Below are 16789 nucleotides of genomic sequence, written 5' to 3'. Positions count from 1 at the left end.
GGGGACGTGGCGCGACGTACCCAGGCCGAGCGGACCGCCGGCACCCGCGCCGCGCTCGTCGCCGCGGCCCGGCCGCTGTTCGCGACCAAGGGGTACGCCGGCGTCGGCACCGACGAGCTGGCCACCGCCGCGGGCGTGACCCGCGGGGCGCTGTACCACCAGTTCGGCGGCAAGGAGGGGCTGTTCGCCGCGGTCTACGAGGAGCTCTCGGCCGAGATCGTCGAGCAGCTCGGCGGGCACCGCTCCCCCGGCTCCGGCGCCGCGGACCCGCTCGTCGCGGTGCGGGCGAGCATCGACGCCTGGCTGGCCGTGTGCGCCCGGCCCGACGTGCACCGCATCGTGCTCCTCGAGGCCCCGGCTGCCCTCGGCTACGCCCAGTGGCGCGAGATCGGCCGCCGCCACGGCGTCGGGCTCGTCGAGGACGTGGTGGCCGACCTCGTCGCGTCGGGGTTGATCCGCGCGCAGCCCGCCACCCCGCTCGCCCACGTGCTGATCGGCGCGCTCGAGGAGGCCGCGCTGTACGCCGCCCGGGCCGAGCCCGCCGACCGCGACCGCGCCACCGCCGAGGCCCGCACCGCTCTGCTCACCCTCGTCGAGGGGCTGGCCGGCGGGCGCTCCTGACGGTCACTCCTGCGCCCACCGGTTGTCTGGCAATTGCTGGAACTGCCCGCCCAGCGTGGGAACCCCCGGTCGGCCGGGGTTTCCTCGCCAGCGCGGACTGGGCGGGCAGTTCTCGCGCTGGGAGGGCAATGCATTGCCCGCCCAGCGCATGAACTCCCTGCCCTGCTGCAGGAACACCCGGTCGACCGGGTGTTCCTCACCCCCGTCGACCGGCCACTCTCACGACCGGACGAGCGCGACCAGGTGGTCGACGACGTCGCCGACGGGGTGCTCGACCCGCTCGCCCGTACGCCGGTCCTTGACCTCGACGGTGCCGGCGGCGAGGCCCTTGCCGACCACGACGATGGTCGGGACGCCGATCAGCTCGGCGTCCTTGAACTTCACGCCGGGGCTGGTCTTGCCGGCCCGGTCGTCGTAGAGCACCTCGACGCCGGCGGCGTCGAGGTCGCGGGCGATCTGCTCGGCGGCGGCGAAGACGGCCTCGTCCTTGCCGGCGGCGACGACGTGGACGTCGGCCGGGGCGACGTTGCGGGGCCAGCACAGGCCGATGTCGTCGAGGGTGCCTTCGGCGATCGCCGCGACCGCGCGGGTCACGCCGATGCCGTAGGAGCCCATGGTGACGGTGACCAGCTTGCCGCCCTCGTCGAGGACCTTGAGGTCGAGCGCCTCGGCGTACTTGCGGCCGAGCTGGAAGATGTGGCCCATCTCGATGCCGCGGGCCGACTCCAGCACGCCCCCGTCGCCGCGGGCGGCGCAGCGCGGGCAGGGGTCGCCGTCGCGGACGTCGGCGGCCTCGACGGTGCCGTCGCCGGTGAAGTCGCGGCCGGCGACCAGGTCGATGACGTGGCTGCCCGCGACGTCGGCGCCGGTCACCCAGCGGGTGCCCTCGACCACGCGCGGGTCGAGGAGGTAGCGGATGCCCGAGGCGCTCTCGGAGCCGAGCGCGCCGGGACCGATGTAGCCCTTGACCAGCGCCGGGTGCTTGCGCATCTCGGCCTCGTCCATCGGCTCGACCTCGATCGGCTCCAGCTGGCCCTCGAGCCGCTTCTGGTCGACCTCCCGGTCACCGGGCAGGCCGATGGCGACCGGCTCACGGGTGCCGTCGGGGTGGGTGAGCACCACGAGGACGTTCTTCAACGTGTCGCCGGCCGTCCACGGCCGGTCGTCGCGCGGGAACGCCGCGTTGAGGTGGGCGACCAGCGTGTCGATGGTCGGGGTGTCGGGGGTCGGGAGAGGCCTCGCGGCCGGGGCGTCGTCGTACGACGAGGGGGCGGGCGGGTGCACCTCGACGGCCTCGACGTTGGCGGCGTAGTCGCAGGTCGTGCAGCGGACGTAGGTGTCCTCGCCGACCGCGGCCCGGGCCAGGAACTCCTCCGACCGCGACCCGCCCATGGCCCCCGAGGTGGCCTTGACGACGACGTAGTCGAAGCCGAGCCGGTCGAAGATGCGCACGTAGGCGTCGCGGTGGCGCTGGTAGCTCTCGTCGAGGCCGGCCTCGTCGACGTCGAAGGAGTAGGAGTCCTTCATCGTGAACTCGCGCCCGCGCAGCAGCCCGGCGCGGGGCCGCGCCTCGTCGCGGTACTTGGTCTGGATCTGGTACAGCGAGAGGGGCAGGTCCTTGTAGGAGGAGTACATGTCCTTCACCACGAGGGTGAACATCTCCTCGTGCGTCGGCCCGAGGAGGTAGTCGCCGTCCTTGCGGTCCTTGAGGCGGAAGATGCCGTCGCCGTACTCGGTCCAGCGGTTGGTCGCCTCGTAGGGCTCGCGCGGCAGCAGCGCCGGGAAGCTCAGCTCCTGGGCGCCGATCCCGTCCATCTCCTCGCGGATGATGGTCTCGATGCGGCGCAGCACCCGGAGGCCCAGCGGCAGCCAGGAGTAGATGCCGGGCGCGGCGCGGCGGATGTAGCCGGCGCGCACGAGGAGCTTGTGGCTCGGGACCTCGGCGTCGGCAGGGTCGTCGCGCAGGGTGCGCACGAACAGGGTCGACATCCGCAGGATCATGGAGCGAAGGCTACGGGTGACGCGCCCGGAGCAACCAACGGGTTCTCGCGTGCGTCTCTGGTGTCATGGAGGGTCGGCGTCCGGCCGGCCCCGAGCTCGGGAGGACTCCCATGAGCAGCACCCCACGCGTCCGCCGCACCGTCACCACCCTCCTCGCGGTCGTCCTGGCCGCCACCCTGCTGGGCCTGGGCGCCGGGTCGGCCTCGGCGGCGACCCGCACCGTCGACATCGAGCCCGCCGGCCTCTCCCGCGGCGCCAGGCCCGCCGTGCCCTACCTCGACGGCAACGTCGTCGTCGACGGCGCTCGTCGTACGACGGTGCCGGGGCGCACCCCGTCGCTGGCGGGCGCCTCCGGTCGCGGGTACGTCGTGGTCACGCTCGTGCGCGGCACCTGGAAGACCCTGCGGGTCGGCGACGGCGCGAGGCGCACCCTGGCCGAGAACTTCCTGCCCGAGGAGGTCCTGCTCGCCGACGACGGGGCGACGTTCGCGGCCCACCAGTACCGCATCCCGCGCGGCCGCACCTGGGTCACCGTGCTCGACGCCCGCGACGGCACCACGGTGCGGAGCGCGACGTTCCGCCGCTACCCGCGGGTCCTCGACCTCGACGGCGGCCGCGCGGTGGTGGGCGGCCCCGACGGCGGCGCGGTGTGGGACGTGCGCACCAACCGGCGCACCGCCATCGGCACCGGGTTCCCCTACGCCGCCGACCTGGGCAGCAACCGCCTCGCGTCGTTCGACAAGGACCCCTACGACGGTGGCTGCAGCCAGGTGACCACGCTCTCGGTGCCGCGCACCGTGCTGTGGCGCTCCTGCCGCCAGGCCGTGCGGTCCTTCTCCCCCGACGGCTCGCGGATCGTGACGCAGGACAAGCTCGTCGACGGGCTCGGCCCCGACAGGCTGCGCCTGTGGACCGTCACCGGCCGCCCGCTCGCGACGTACACGGTCGGCAGCTTCTTCGGGACCGTGCGGTGGGAGGGCGCCCGCACCCTGCTGCTCGACGCGTACGGCGACCGCCGGTGGGCGACGGTGCGCTGCGTGCGGGCTGCGTGCGAGCGGACCACCTCGCTGCGCCGCAACCCGCGGTTCTAGACGCCCTCGCGGGCCGCCCTCAGGGCGATGCGGACCATCGGCAGCTGCAGCGGCAGTCGGCCGACGGCCACGGCCTTGAGGGCGGTGCTGCGTCCGCCCATCGCGTCGCCGACCATCTTGAGGTTGGCGGGGTAGACGCCGAGGAGCAGCCCGACGCTGCCCCAGCCCGCGGCGCGCCGGGTCTGCGGGGCGAGCAGGCCGGCGGCGAGCACCAGCTCGGCGACGCCGCTGCCCAGCACGACCTCGCGGTGCCGGGGCACCCACGACGGCATGATCGGCTCGTAGACCTCCGGCTTGGCGAGGTGGACGACCCCGCTGCCGAGGAAGCCGAGGGCGAGGAACCGGGTGCTGCGCGAGAGGGCCACGGGTGGAGCGTAGGGCGGTGCGCGGGCCTAGAACATGACGGTCGAGAACCGGGCGGTCTCGCGGAACCCGACGCGCTCGTAGGCGCGACGGGCGGGCTGGTTCCACTCGTTGACGTAGAGGGAGACCGTCGGCGCGATCTCGCGGCGCACGTGCTCGACGACGGCGGCCATGCCGGCCACCGCGAGGCCCTCCCCGCGCCGCTCGGGCGGCACCCACACGCCCTGCACCTGCGCGGCGTCGGCGGTGGCGCAGGCGACCTCGGCCTTGAACACCAGCTCGCCGCGGTCGAAGCGGGCGAAGGACCAGCCGCGGGAGACCAGCTGGGTCACCCGGGCGCGGTAGAGGTCGCCCGACCCGCCCGCCTCGGGCGAGACGCCGACCTCCTCGGTGTACATCGCCACGCAGGCCGGGTAGAGCGTCGACAGGTCCGACCGCTCGGTACGCCGCACCTCGGGGTCGGGCTCGGCCTCCGGCGGGCCGTCGATGGCCAGGTGGGGCTGCATCCAGCGGGCCTCGCGGGGGCGGCCCCAGCCGGCGGCGACGCCGTTCCAGAACGTGCGGACGGCCTCGTGCGGTCCGACGATCGTGGTCGCGGTGCGGCCGCGGGCCAGCGCCCGCTCGGCGAAGGCACGGGCGTCGTCGGCCGTGGCCTCGATGGGCACCAGGTTGGCGCCGACGTGGCAGGCGGCGACCAGGGTGCCCTCGTCGAAGCGCCCCCACATCTCGCCCCCGAGCCAGCGCGGCTCGAGGCTGGTGGTGCGGGCGCGGTAGAGGGCGAAGACGTTGACGACCGGGTCGCGCTGGGCCAGCCGGACGAAGTCGTCGAGGTCAGGGGTCCCCAGGACCCGGACCCCGTGGCGACTGGCTGGCACGCGCCGAGCCTAGTGGTCGGCGTACCGCCCCCAGGGGGTGAGCCAGGGGTGGCAGCCTCAGCCGCCGACGCTGACCTCGGCGCCGGCGCCCTCGACGGCCTCCATGCCCTCGGCGATGCGCATGGCCTCCTCGATGAGGGTCTCGACGATCTGCGACTCCGGCACGGTCTTGATGACCTCGCCCTTGACGAAGATCTGGCCCTTGCCGTTGCCGGAGGCGACGCCCAGGTCGGCCTCGCGGGCCTCGCCGGGACCGTTGACGACGCAGCCCATGACCGCGACCCGCAGCGGGACCTCGAGGCCGTCGAGGCCGGCGGTGACCTCGTCGGCCAGCTTGTAGACGTCGACCTGCGCGCGGCCGCAGGAGGGGCAGCTGACGATCTCGAGCTTGCGCTCGCGCAGGTTGAGCGACTGCAGGATCTGGATGCCGACCTTGACCTCCTCCACCGGCGGGGCGCTGAGGGAGACGCGGATCGTGTCGCCGATGCCCTGGCTGAGCAGGGCCCCGAAGGCGGTGGCGGACTTGATGGTGCCCTGGAACGCGGGCCCGGCCTCGGTCACGCCGAGGTGGAGCGGCCAGTCGCCGGCCTCGGCGAGGAGCTCGTAGGCGCGGACCATGACGACGGGGTCGTTGTGCTTGACCGAGATCTTGAAGTCGCGGAACCCGTGCTCCTCGAAGAGGCTGGCCTCCCACATCGCGCTCTCCACGAGCGCCTCGGGCGTGGCCTTGCCGTACTTGGCGAGCAGCCGCTTGTCGAGCGAGCCGGCGTTGACGCCGATGCGGATGCTCGTGCCGTGGTCGGAGGCCGCCTGGGCGATCTCCTTGACCTGGTCGTCGAACTTGCGGATGTTGCCCGGGTTGACGCGCACCGCGGCGCACCCCGCCTCGATCGCGGCGAAGACGTACTTGGGCTGGAAGTGGATGTCGGCGATCACCGGGATCTGCGACTTCTGCGCGATGGCGGGCAGCGCCTTCGCGTCCTCCTGGTCGGGGCAGGCCACCCGGACGATGTCGCAGCCGGCCGCGGTGAGCTCGGCGATCTGCTGCAGCGTCGCGTTGATGTCGGCGGTCACCGTCGTGGTCATCGACTGCACCGAGACCGGCGACTCGCTTCCGACCCCGACCTTGCCGACCTTGATCTGGCGGGTAGGCCGGCGGGGGGCGAGCACCGGCGGCGGGGCGGCCGGCATGCCCAGGCTGACGGGCGTCGAGGTCATGCCCCCAATCTACTTCCCTCCCCCCACCCACCCTCCATCGATGACGGATCGGCGAGGAGCCGGGTCGGGTACGTCGGCTGCGGGGGCCTCGAGACCGGCGGCAGGGCGCCCTCCTCGACCACCGTGGATGGCACGCGGTGGTCGAGGAAGGACGACGTCCTGTCTCGAGACCACGAACCGTCAGCCGGTCCTGCTGTCCCCCGCGCTGCGGTCGGGTGGTCTCGAGACGGGCGCCAGCGCGCCCTCCTCGACCACCGTGAGGTCACCACCAGGGCGCAACCGCCCTGAGGCGCCCGGGCCTTGGCAGGACCGGGCCACACGGCGCGCGGAGCAGCCGGCCGGGCCAGGGTCCGCCACACGGCGCACGTCGGCCGGCGGGTGGGGTGGCGCCTGGGGCCGCCGCGCCGCCGACCCGGGCGGCTCCAGGCCCACCCGCCGGCCGACCGGTCAGAAGGGACTCTGCACCGGCGCCACCAGGTCGCCCACGATCAGCACGACGCCGAGGACGAGCATGGCGCCGGCCATGACGTAGGCGATGGGGAGGAGCTTGGCGGCGTCGGCGTACCCGGGGTCGGGCTTGCGGCGCAGGCGGGCCAGGCGGCGGCGGAGGGCCTCCCAGGTGGCGGTGGCGATGTGGCCGCCGTCGAGCGGGAGGAGGGGGACGAAGTTGAACAGGCCGATGAAGAGGTTGAAGCCGGCGACGAGGCTGATGAGGAAGAAGAACTTGTCGCTGGTGGTGAAGTCCTCGCCGGTGCTGAGCTGGGTGGCGGCGGTGGCCTCGCCCGCGATGCGGCCGCCGCCGACGACGCTGATGGGGCTGTCGAGGGCGCGGTCCTCGACGCCGACGATGGCCTTGGCCACACCCCAGACCTTGACGGGCAGGGTGCCGATGGCCTTGACCGTGTCGACGGTCATGGTGCCCATCTGGTCGAGGGTGTAGACCGGGCCGCCGGTCTCGAGCGGGGAGACCTGGACGGGCGTGACTCCGAGGAAGCCGACCTCCTGGAGCTGGGGGTTGTCCTCGGAGGCGGGGCGGGCGGTGACGGTGGTGGTCACGGTGGTGGTGACCGTCTGGCCGTCGCGCTCGTAGACCAGCGGGGCGGCGGCGTCGCGGTTGGCGCGGATCAGTTGGGTGAGCTGGTCCCAGCTGCCGATCTCCTGGCCCTTGAAGGAGGTGATGGTGTCGCCGGGGCGCAGGCCGGCCTGGGCCGCGGGCGTCTCGGGGTCGGTCGGGGTGCAGGCGCGGCCGCTCTCGGCGTACGGCAGGACGCACTCGGAGACGGCGGCGATGGTCGGGGCGCCGTCGGGCACCTCGGGGGGCAGCTCGCGGCCGTGGGTGGAGAAGAGGAGCCAGAACAGGAAGAAGGCGATCAGCAGGTTGACCGTCGGCCCGCCGGCCATGACGACGATCTTCTTCCAGGACGCCATCTTGTAGAACAGGCGGTCGGAGTCCTCGGGCCGGACCAGCTCCCACTCGGCGGCGCGGGCGTCGCTGATGAGCTGGGTGAACAGGCCGGTGTTGGACTTGCGGATGCGCTGGACGCGCTGGCCGTCGGCGTCGTAGGCGACCTCGTCGACGAGGTCCGCGGCCGCGGGCGGCAGCATCCCGACGATCTTGACGTAGCCGCCGAGGGGGATGGCCTTGACGCCGTACTCGGTCTCGCCGACCTGCTTGCTCCACACGGTGGGGCCGAAACCGACGAAGTACTGGGTGACCTTCCCGCCGAACTTCTTGGCCGGGATCATGTGGCCGAGCTCGTGCAGGCCGATCGAGACGAGGATGGAGACGGCGAAGATCACCACGCCGAGCACGAAGAGGACGACGGTCAACGAGGGCTCCCGATCAGGTCTTGCGCGAGGTCACGGGCCCAGGCGTCGGCGGCGAGCACGTCGTCGACCGTGAGGGTCCCCCCTGAGGGTACGTCGTGGGCCCGCACCACGTCGGCCACTCGCTCGACGATGTCGACGAAGGGCAGCCGGCCGTCGCGGAAGGCGGCGACGCACTCCTCGTTGGCGGCGTTGTAGACCGCCGGGGCGGTGCCGCCGCGCTCGCCGGCCTCGCGGGCCAGGGGGACGGCCGGGAAGGCGTCGTCGTCGAGCGGGGTGAACTCCCACGTCTCGGGCCGCGTCCAGTCCACCGGCGGTGCGGTGTCGGGCACCCGGTCGGGCCAGGCCAGCCCGAGCGCGATGGGGATGAGCATGGTGGGCGGGCTCGCCTGCACCAGCGTCGAGCCGTCGACGAACTCGACCATCGAGTGCACGACGCTCGTGGGGTGCACGACGACCTCGATGCGGTCGAAGGGGATGCCGAAGAGCAGGTGCGCCTCGATCACCTCCAGGCCCTTGTTGACCAGGGTGGCGGAGTTGATGGTGATGACGGGCCCCATGTCCCAGGTGGGGTGGGCCATGGCCTGCTCGGGGGTGACGTCCGCGAGCTGGTCACGGCTGCGGCCGCGGAACGGCCCGCCGCTGGCGGTGAGGACCAGGCGGCGCACCTCGTCGGGCCGCCCGCCGCGCAGGCACTGGGCCAGGGCGCTGTGCTCGGAGTCGACCGGCACGATCTGTCCCGGCCGGGCGCGCTCGAGGACCAGCGGACCGCCCATGATGAGCGACTCCTTGTTGGCCAGGGCGAGGGTCGTGCCGGCGTCGAGCGCGGCGAGCGTGGGCCGGAGCCCGACCGCGCCCGTGATGCCGTTGAGCACGACGTCGCACGGCCGGCCAGCGGCCTCGACCGAGGCCTCCTCCCCCAGCCCGTGCCACAGGTCGGGGTACGCCGTGCGGAGCTCGGCGACCTGCTGCTCGAACAGCCCGGGGTTGCTGCCGCCGGCGGTCAGGCCGACGACCCGGAAGCGCTCGGGGTGGCGCCGGCAGATCTCCAGCGCCTGGGTGCCGATCGACCCGGTGGAGCCGAGGACGACGACGTCGCGGCGCTCGGGGGCGGGGGGCGGGCTCGCAGTCACGGGTGGAGTCTGGCAGTCGGCGCCGGCGTAGCGTCGTCAGGGACGCCGACCTCGGAGGTGCCCCGTGCCCGCTCGTTCCGCTCGTCCTGACCGCCGCGCCCGCCTGTCCCCACCCGTCGCGGTCGCCCTGGGCCTCGCGGCCACGCTGCTCGCCGTCGTCCCGGCCGGCGGCGCGTCCGCCGCTCCGCCCGCGCTCGCGTCCGCCACCGCCTCGCTCCTCGCCTCCCCCGAGGTCGCCGTGCCGGCCTCGCCGGCTCCCGCCGCCCGACGCGACCGTCGGCGCGGGCACCCGGTGCTCCAGCTCGTCGGGCAGTTCCCGACGCCGTACGTGCGACCGCGCCAGGCCCGCCTCGAGGTCTCGCGCTTCGGCCTGCGGTTCTGGGGCGGCAAGGGCCCCAACCGGCTGACGATCACCGAGGTCGCCCCCGGCGTCCTCCGGTACGCCGACACCGCGGCCCGGTCGTGGCGGGGCCTGCCCGGCGCGTGCCGCCGCACCCCCGCCGCCCGCGGGGTGGCGGCGACCTGCCGGGTGCCGCAGCGCTTCCGCGCGGGTCGGATGTTCCTCGAGGTCTTCCCGCGCTTCGGCGACGACGTCGTCGACACCAGGACGCTGCCGGCGCGCTACCGCTCCTGGGCCCTGACCGACGAGGGCCGCGACCGCATCAGCACCGGCGCGGGCAACGACTTCGTCAACGGCGCCTTCCGTGACGACGTCATCAGCCTCGGAGCGGGCAACGACTGGACCCGCGCCGGCCTCGGGACCAACCGGGTCGACGGCGGGCCCGGCAACGACCGCCTCGCCGGCGGCGACGAGCGCGACGTGCTGCGTGGCGGTCCGGGCGACGACATCGTCTCGGGCGGCCCGGGCAACGACGCGTTGCACGGCGACGCCGGGGCCGACCGCCTGCAGGGCGGGCCGGGCCGCGACGCGGCCTACCGTGACGCCTCCGACCGGGTCTTCGAGTGCGAGGTCGTCAGCGCCGCCTGACCTGACGGAGCGGCGCGGAGCCGGGTCAGCGCGGGTCGGGCTCGCCCGTGGCCAGCGGGTCCTCGACCGCGAGGTCGGCGTCGACCCGGGGGTCGCCTGCGTCGGCGTGGTAGTCGGACGGCACGGTGACGTCGCGGCCGTTGGAGACGCCGAGCTGGCGCAGCACCAGCGTGAGGACCACGGTGACGACGAGGTTGAGCGCGAACGCCGTCATCGCGATGTAGCCCATGTCGCCGAGGCCCGGGATCTCGGCCAGGCTGCCACCGAAGTGGTCGGTCGTGGCGCTCGAGACGCCGTAGGCGGCGTAGGTGCCGTAGACCATGCTGACGGCCCAGCCGGCGAGCAGCGCCTTGCGGTGGAACCAGCGCGTGTAGAGGCTGAAGACGATCGCCGGGAACGTCTGCAGGATCCAGATGCCGCCCAGGAGCTGGAAGTTGATCGCGTTCTGCTTGTCGAGGGTGAGCACGAAGACCAGCGCGAACGCCTTGACCAGCAGCGACATCAGCTTGGAGACCTTGGCCTCCTGCTGCGGCGTCGCGTCCTTCCGCAGCCACTCCTTGTAGATGTTGCGGGCGAAGGTGTTGGCGGCGGCGATGGACATGATCGCGGCCGGCACCAGGGCGCCGATGGCGATGGCGGCGAAGGCGACGCCGGCGAACCAGCCCGGGAAGAAGTCCTCGAACAGCTGCGGGATGACGAGCTGGGCGTTGGGCTCGCCGTCGAGGCCGACGGGCTTGGTGCCGGCCGCGATGGCCACCCACCCGAGGAGGGCGAGCAGCCCCAGCACGAAGGAGTACGCCGGCAGGATGGCCGCGTTGCGCCGGATGGTGTTGCGGCTGGCCGAGGACAGGCTGGCGGTGACCGAGTGCGGGTACATGAACAGCGCCATCGCCGAGCCCAGGCCGAGGGTGGCGTAGGCCCACATCTGCCCGTCCCCGGGGATGAACGAGCCGGTCGGGGCGCCGGTGGCCTCGTTGGTCGTCTCCATCTTGTCCTTGGCCGCACCGAAGATGGCGTCCCAGCCGCCGACCTGGCCGGGCAGGTAGATGATCGCCACGATGATGACGACGTAGATCAGCGCGTCCTTGACGAACGCGATGACCGCCGGGGCGCGCAGGCCCGAGGAGTAGGTGTAGGCCGCGAGGATCGCGAAGGCGATGAACAGCGGCGCGTCCTTCTCCACGATGTTGTCGCCGCCGCCCACGCCCGCGACCTCGAGGACGGCCTGGATGCCGACGAGCTGCAGGGCGATGTAGGGCATGGTCGCCACGAACCCGGTCACCGCGACGGCCAGGGAGAGCTGCCGGTCGTCGTACCGCCCGCGGACGAAGTCGGCGGTGGTGACGTAGCCGTGGCGGTGGCTGACCGACCACAGCCGCGCCATGAAGATGAAGATGATCGGGTAGAGCATGATCGTGTAGGGCACGGCGAAGAACCCCGCGACCGCACCGGTGGCGAACATCGCCGCCGGCACCGCGACGAAGGTGTAGGCGGTGTAGAGGTCGCCGCCGAGCAGGAACCAGGTCACCCAGGTGCCGAACTTGCGGCCACCGAGGCCCCACTCCTCCAGGTTGTCGAGCTTCTCGGCCCGGCGGAAGCGGGTCGCCATGAAGCCCAGCACGGTCACGAGGAGGAACAGCGCGACCAGCACCACCAGGGCCGAGGTGTTGGTGCTCGCGTCGGTCACGAGCGGGACGGCGGCCCTCACTTGCCGCCCCCGTCGCGGTCACCGCGGGGCGGCCGCGCCGACAGCACCAGCTTGTAGGCCGTCCAGGTCAGCGCGGAGCACAGGAAGACCCAGATGAACTGGTACCAGAAGAAGAAGGGGAAGCCCCACAGCTCCGGCTCGTCGCGGGCGTACGTCGGCACCGCGAGGAGCGCGACGACGGGGATGGCCAGGCAGACGCAGGCGGCGACGATCTTGCGTCGGTCGGTGGGCGGCGGTGCGTCCTGCGGGCGCGCGGGGGTGTCCTTGCCGAGACTCATGCGGCGTGACGTTACTCCCGTCACACCCCGGCGGGGAGGCCGGTCGGACCGGCCTGCGAGCCGGCCTGCGAGCCGGTCAGCGCAGGCCGTTGCGGCGGGTCTGCGCCGGCGGGCGCGGCGCGACCAGCCAGGCCCGGAAGAACCCGTCGAGCTGCTCGCCGGCCACCCGCTCCGCCAGCCGTCGGAACTGCCCGGTGGTGCCGTGGCCGAGGCGGCGCTCGCGGGCCCAGGTGCGGAGCACCCGGAAGAACGCCCGGCTGCCGATGCGGTGCCGCAGGGCCTGCAGCGTCATCGCGCCGCGCTCGTAGACCGGGGCGCTGAAGATGCGGCCGGCGCCGGGGTCGACCAGCGAGGTGCGCCAGTAGCCGCGGGCGGCCTGGCGCGCGGCCCAGGTGCGGCGCAGCCACGTCTGGGCCGACGGGCCGCCGTGGGTCTCGGTCCAGTGGTGCTCGAGGAAGGTGGCGAACCCCTCGTGCAGCCAGATGTCGCGCCAGCGACGCAGCGTGACGGAGTCGCCGAACCACTGGTGGCCCAGCTCGTGCACGAGCAGCAGGGCCGACCGCGGCGAGGTGCCCGGGTAGGTCGGCCGGGTCTGGTTCTCCAGCGCGAACCCGGGGTCGAGCGAGGTCGCCAGGCCGCCGGTCGACTCGAAGGGGTAGGGACCGACCCGGCGGGCCAGCCAGGCCGTGATCTCGCCGGTGCGGCGCAGGCCGCGCAGCGCGGCCGCCTGGTCGAGCGGCCCGAGGTCGCGCGAGACCGCGATGATCGACGGGAGGCCGCCGCGCTCGGTGCGCTCGACGGCGTAGCGGCCGAGGGCGAAGAAGGCGAGGTAGGTGGCCATCGGGTCGCGGGCGACCCACCGGGTGGTGGCGAGCGAGCCCGAGACCGTGCGCGAGACCGGTAGGCCGTTGGAGACGACCTGGTGCGTGGCCGGACCCGTGACGCTGATGTCGAAGGTCGCCTTGTCCTGCGGGTGGTCGTTGGCGGCGAACCACCACGGCGCCATGTGGGGCTGGTTCATGGTGACGACCTCGCGGCCGTCGGCCAGCCAGGTGTCCTCGCCGGCGTAGCGCAGGCCCGCGGGCCGCCCGGCGTAGGAGACGACGACGTCGACGACCGCACCGCGGGCCACCGGCCGGGCGGGGGTGATGCGCAGCTCGTGGCCGTCGGGCTTGTCGAACCGGGCGGCGGCGCCGTTGACGCTCACGGCGCGCACGGGCAGCAGCAGGTCGAGGTCGAAGCGCGAGAGCGCCTGGGTGGCCCGCAGGGTGAGCGTGGTGGTGCCGGACAGGACGCCGGTGGCGAAGTCGTAGCGGTCGCGCACGACGTAGTGGGTCACGTCGATGCCGCCGTTGCCGTCGAACGGCCAGTAGGGGTCGCCGACGCCCGGGGCGCCCGGCGAGGGCGCGCCTGCCGCGACCTGGGCGGCGGGCGCCGGGGCGCCCGGGAGCAGCGTGAGGGCGAGCACGGCCGCGAGGGCCGCGGCGGCGGAGCGACGGATCACGGGTGGGACCGTAACCCCCGCGACCCCCAGGACCCGCCTCGACGACGTACGGCGTCGGGCCGGCCCGGCTCCCTCAGCCGGCGACGTCGGGCACGAGACCGTTCGCGGCGGTGCGGTCGGGCGGGGCGGGCGTGTGCAGCCAGGCCCGGAAGAAGCCGTCGAGGTCGACCCCGGTGACCTCGGTCGCCAGGGCCTCGAAGTCGGCCGTGCCGGCGGTGGCGCCGCCGTGGCGGGCCACCCAGGTCCGCAGGACCCGCTGCAGCCCGGGCTCGCCGACGCGCTGCCCGAGGGCCAGCAGCACCATGGCACCGCGCACGTAGACCGCGCGGTCGAGGATGCGGGCCGGCCCGGGGTCGGCCAGCGGGAAGTCCCAGAACCCGCTCTCGGCCGCCCGGTCGTCGTACCAGCGCTGGAGGGTGGCGGCGGCGCTCGGACCGCCGCGCGAGGCCGTCCACGCCACCTCGGCCCACGTCGCGGGACCCTCGTTGAGCCACGTGTCGCTCCACCGCCGCACCGTCACCGCGTCGCCGAACCACTGGTGGGCCAGCTCGTGCACGAGCAGCGTCGGGGCGGCGGAGGCGTCGACGACGGGGTAGACGGGCCGGGTCTGGGTCTCGAGCGCGAAGCCCGGGTTGAGGCTGGTGACCACGCCGCCGGTCGTGCCGAACGGGTAGGGACCGACCCGGCGCTCGAGCCACCGCACCACGGCGGGGGAACGCAGCAGCACCCGCATCGCGCGGCGCCGCTGGGGCTGCGGGACCGCCCGGGAGACGGCCGCGGTGAACGGCAGCCCGAGGCGCCGGCCCCGACGGACCTCGAGGTCGCCGGCCACGAAGAAGGCGAGGTACGGCGCCATGGGCGCGCCCGCGCGCCAGCGGGTGGTCACCAGGCCGGGGCCGGCGGGGCGGCGGGACACCCGCCGGCCGACCGAGACGACGTCGAGGTCGGCGCCGGTGGTGATCGCGACGTCCATCGTGGCCTTGTCGCTGGGGTGGTCGTTGGCGGCGAACCACCACGGGGCCGACCGGGGCTGGCCGATCGCCGCGACCTCGTGCGGACCGGCGACCCAGCCCCGGCGTCCCGGCCAACCGACTCCGCCGGGGCGGCCGGCGTAGGCGACCTCGACGGTGACGACGCCGTCGGTCGGGACCGCGCGGTGCGTCTCGACCCGGACCTCGTGCCGCGTCGGCCTGCTCCACCGGGCCGGCCGCCCGTCGACCCGGACGCCGCGGACCGGGAGCAGCAGGTCGAGGTGGAAGCCGTGGAGCGGTTGGGTGGCGCGGACCCGCAGCCGGGTGGAGCCGACGAGCCGGCCGGTCGGCAGGTCGTAGCGGTCACGGACGACGTAGGAGAGGACGTCGATGCCCTCGTTGCCGTCGTCGGGGAAGTAGGGGTCGGGCCCGCGGGGCCCGGCGACACCGGCCGCCGGGACGGGATCGAGGGGCTCCCGGGGCACAGCACCCGGGGCCGGCGCCAGCGCGGCGCCGAGGCCCACGACGAGGGCCAGGGCAGCCGTCGTCGACGCGCTCCCGAGACCTCGCACGCCCCGACCGTAGAGAACCCCTGCGGGAGCCCGCCCACGACACACCGCGGACGGACAGGTTGACGGACAGACCCCGACCGGTGATAAAACCCTACTGACTTGATCGACTTACGTCAGGAGCTCTCGGGATGCCGGTCGTCACCATCGAGGTCCCCTCCCTCGGCAACCGCTGCCACCTCGTGCACGACGGACGGGTGGCGCTGGTCGTCGACCCGCCGCGCGACACGGCGCTGGTCGAGCGGGCGGCCGAGGAGGCCGGCGTCGAGGTCGCCGCGGTCGCCGAGACCCACGTGCACAACGACTACGTCTCCGGCGGCCTGGCCCTGGCCCGCCGCCACGGCGCCGACCTGCTCCTCTCCGCCGACGAGCGCGTCGCGTTCGAGCGGCTCGGGGTCCGCGACGGCGACGAGCTGAGGTACGGCGACGTGGCGGTGCAGGTGCTCGACGCCCCCGGCCACACCCGCCACCACCAGGCCTACGTCGCGCGCGTCGGCGCCGAGCCCGCCGCGCTGCTCAGCGGCGGCAGCATGCTGCTCGGCACCGTCGGGCGCACCGACCTGGTCGACCCGCACCTGACCACCACCCTCGCCGCGGCCCAGTGGCGCACGAGCCGGCGGCTGGCCGCGCTCGACCCGGCGACGGTGCTGCTGCCCACCCACGGCTTCGGCAGCTTCTGCGCCTCGGCGACGGTCGCGGCCCCCGACGGCCCGGTGACCCTCGCCGACCAGCTCGACACCCACCCCGCCCTCACCACCGACCTGGAGGACTTCGTGGAGCGACTCGTCGCGGGCCTGGGCCCCGTCCCCCGCTACTACGAGCGGATGGACCCGCTCAACCGCTCCGGTGCCGGCGCGAGCGGTCCCCGTCCGGCCCGGCCGGCCACGGCGCACGACGTCAGCGACGCGGTGCTGGCCGGGGCGTGGGTGGTCGACCTGCGCGACCGGGCCACCTTCGCCTCGGGCCACCTGCCGGGCAGCGTGAGCGTCGAGTACGGCGCCCAGTTCGCGACGTACGTCGGCTGGCTGGTGCCGTGGAGCGACGACATCGTGCTGCTCACCGACTCCCCCGACGTGCTCGAGCCCGCCCTGCGCGACCTGGCCCGGATCGGCATCGACGGCGTCGGCGCCCACGTGCTGGCCGCGCCCGAGCCGGCGCTGACCGCCCGCTACCGGCGGGCCGGCTGGGCGGCCTACCGGGAGGCCCGGGCGACCCGTCGGGCCGCCGGCACCCGGCCCCCGGTCGTGGTCGACGTGCGCCAGCTCGACGAGTGGCGCGAGGGGCACCTGCCCGGCGCGATCCACCTGCCCGTGCACGACGTCGAGCGCGCCGGGCGCCGGCTGCCGCCGGGCGAGCTGTGGGTGCACTGCCGCTCGGGCTACCGCGCCGGCATCGCGGCCAGCCTGCTGCACCGCGCGGGCCGCGACGTCGTGCACGTCGACGACGCCTGGGAGCGCGTCGGCGAGCTGCAGATCGAGACCACCACGCCCGCGGCCGCCTGACCCAGGCCCGGCGCGCCGCACCCCGACCCGTCCCGTCCCCGACCAGGAGGAGGCCCCCACCACCCACCCGCACACGGCAGCACCCCTGGCGCACGCCAGGACACACCCAGCGCAGTCACATGGGGCTGCGCCCTCTCGGG

The 16789-nt window shown here is 74.4% G+C and carries 14 protein-coding genes; 4 read left to right on the top strand and 10 right to left on the bottom strand.

Annotated elements, in window-relative coordinates; all coding sequences use genetic code 11:
* Positions 1-6 precede the first annotated feature (6 nt).
* The gene (locus FJQ57_RS15985) at positions 7-621 is read left to right on the top strand and encodes a TetR/AcrR family transcriptional regulator (RefSeq protein WP_139982081.1); all 615 of its coding nucleotides are present in this window, start codon (positions 7-9) and stop codon (positions 619-621) included.
* A gap of 219 nt (positions 622-840) precedes the next feature.
* Here the strand turns inward: FJQ57_RS15985 and FJQ57_RS15980 are convergent, their stop codons facing one another.
* Positions 841-2622 (bottom strand): proline--tRNA ligase, encoded by a 1782-nt coding sequence (locus tag FJQ57_RS15980; protein ID WP_139982078.1) that lies wholly within the window; start codon positions 2620-2622, stop codon positions 841-843.
* A 110-nt stretch (positions 2623-2732) separates the two neighbouring features.
* Between FJQ57_RS15980 and FJQ57_RS15975 the strand changes: the two genes are divergently transcribed.
* Complete coding sequence (locus FJQ57_RS15975) at positions 2733-3713, top strand: hypothetical protein (protein ID WP_139982075.1); 981 nt, start codon at positions 2733-2735, stop codon at positions 3711-3713.
* On the opposite strand, the gene FJQ57_RS15970 is transcribed toward FJQ57_RS15975, so the two are convergent.
* From FJQ57_RS15970 to FJQ57_RS15950, 5 genes are all read right to left on the bottom strand, one after another.
* Positions 3710-4078, bottom strand: coding sequence for a DoxX family protein (locus FJQ57_RS15970; protein ID WP_139982072.1), 369 nt, complete (start codon positions 4076-4078; stop codon positions 3710-3712). The two genes, FJQ57_RS15975 and FJQ57_RS15970, sit on opposite strands and share 4 nt — an antisense overlap.
* A gap of 27 nt (positions 4079-4105) precedes the next feature.
* Positions 4106-4951, bottom strand: coding sequence for a GNAT family N-acetyltransferase (locus FJQ57_RS15965; RefSeq protein ID WP_139982069.1), 846 nt, complete (start codon positions 4949-4951; stop codon positions 4106-4108).
* A 57-nt stretch (positions 4952-5008) separates the two neighbouring features.
* Positions 5009-6169, bottom strand: coding sequence for a flavodoxin-dependent (E)-4-hydroxy-3-methylbut-2-enyl-diphosphate synthase (ispG, locus tag FJQ57_RS15960; protein WP_139982067.1), 1161 nt, complete (start codon positions 6167-6169; stop codon positions 5009-5011).
* A gap of 447 nt (positions 6170-6616) precedes the next feature.
* A complete protein-coding gene (locus FJQ57_RS15955) occupies positions 6617-7999 on the bottom strand; it encodes a M50 family metallopeptidase (RefSeq protein WP_139982063.1) in 1383 nt (460 codons plus the stop codon).
* Positions 7996-9129, bottom strand: coding sequence for a 1-deoxy-D-xylulose-5-phosphate reductoisomerase (locus tag FJQ57_RS15950; RefSeq protein WP_139982061.1), 1134 nt, complete (start codon positions 9127-9129; stop codon positions 7996-7998). The genes FJQ57_RS15955 and FJQ57_RS15950 overlap by 4 nt, the downstream gene beginning before the upstream one ends.
* A 64-nt stretch (positions 9130-9193) precedes the next feature.
* Between FJQ57_RS15950 and FJQ57_RS23035 the strand changes: the two genes are divergently transcribed.
* Positions 9194-10117 (top strand): calcium-binding protein, encoded by a 924-nt coding sequence (locus FJQ57_RS23035; protein ID WP_139982058.1) that lies wholly within the window; start codon positions 9194-9196, stop codon positions 10115-10117.
* Positions 10118-10142: 25 nt separating this feature from the next.
* Here FJQ57_RS23035 and mctP read toward each other — a convergent pair whose 3' ends face one another.
* The 4 genes from mctP to FJQ57_RS15925 all read right to left on the bottom strand — a co-directional run bounded on the left by mctP (position 10143) and on the right by FJQ57_RS15925 (position 15150).
* Positions 10143-11804 (bottom strand): monocarboxylate uptake permease MctP, encoded by a 1662-nt coding sequence (gene mctP, locus FJQ57_RS15940; protein ID WP_281284280.1) that lies wholly within the window; start codon positions 11802-11804, stop codon positions 10143-10145.
* A 17-nt stretch (positions 11805-11821) separates the two neighbouring features.
* Positions 11822-12103 (bottom strand): DUF3311 domain-containing protein, encoded by a 282-nt coding sequence (locus FJQ57_RS15935; RefSeq protein WP_139982056.1) that lies wholly within the window; start codon positions 12101-12103, stop codon positions 11822-11824.
* A gap of 76 nt (positions 12104-12179) precedes the next feature.
* The gene (locus tag FJQ57_RS15930) at positions 12180-13607 is read right to left on the bottom strand and encodes a M1 family metallopeptidase (RefSeq protein WP_139982053.1); all 1428 of its coding nucleotides are present in this window, start codon (positions 13605-13607) and stop codon (positions 12180-12182) included.
* A gap of 73 nt (positions 13608-13680) precedes the next feature.
* Positions 13681-15150 (bottom strand): M1 family metallopeptidase, encoded by a 1470-nt coding sequence (locus tag FJQ57_RS15925; protein WP_139982050.1) that lies wholly within the window; start codon positions 15148-15150, stop codon positions 13681-13683.
* Between the two features lie 128 nt (positions 15151-15278).
* On the opposite strand from FJQ57_RS15925, the gene FJQ57_RS15920 reads away from it, so the two are divergent.
* Positions 15279-16649 (top strand): rhodanese-like domain-containing protein, encoded by a 1371-nt coding sequence (locus FJQ57_RS15920; RefSeq protein ID WP_139982047.1) that lies wholly within the window; start codon positions 15279-15281, stop codon positions 16647-16649.
* Positions 16650-16789 lie beyond the last annotated feature (140 nt).

It is taken from the genome of Nocardioides litoris (assembly GCF_006346315.1).
GTDB classification, from domain to species: Bacteria; Actinomycetota; Actinomycetes; order Propionibacteriales; family Nocardioidaceae; genus Nocardioides; species Nocardioides litoris.
The sequence above is the reverse complement of the archived record's forward strand: the minus strand, read 5'-3'. Positions and strand labels throughout refer to the sequence as shown.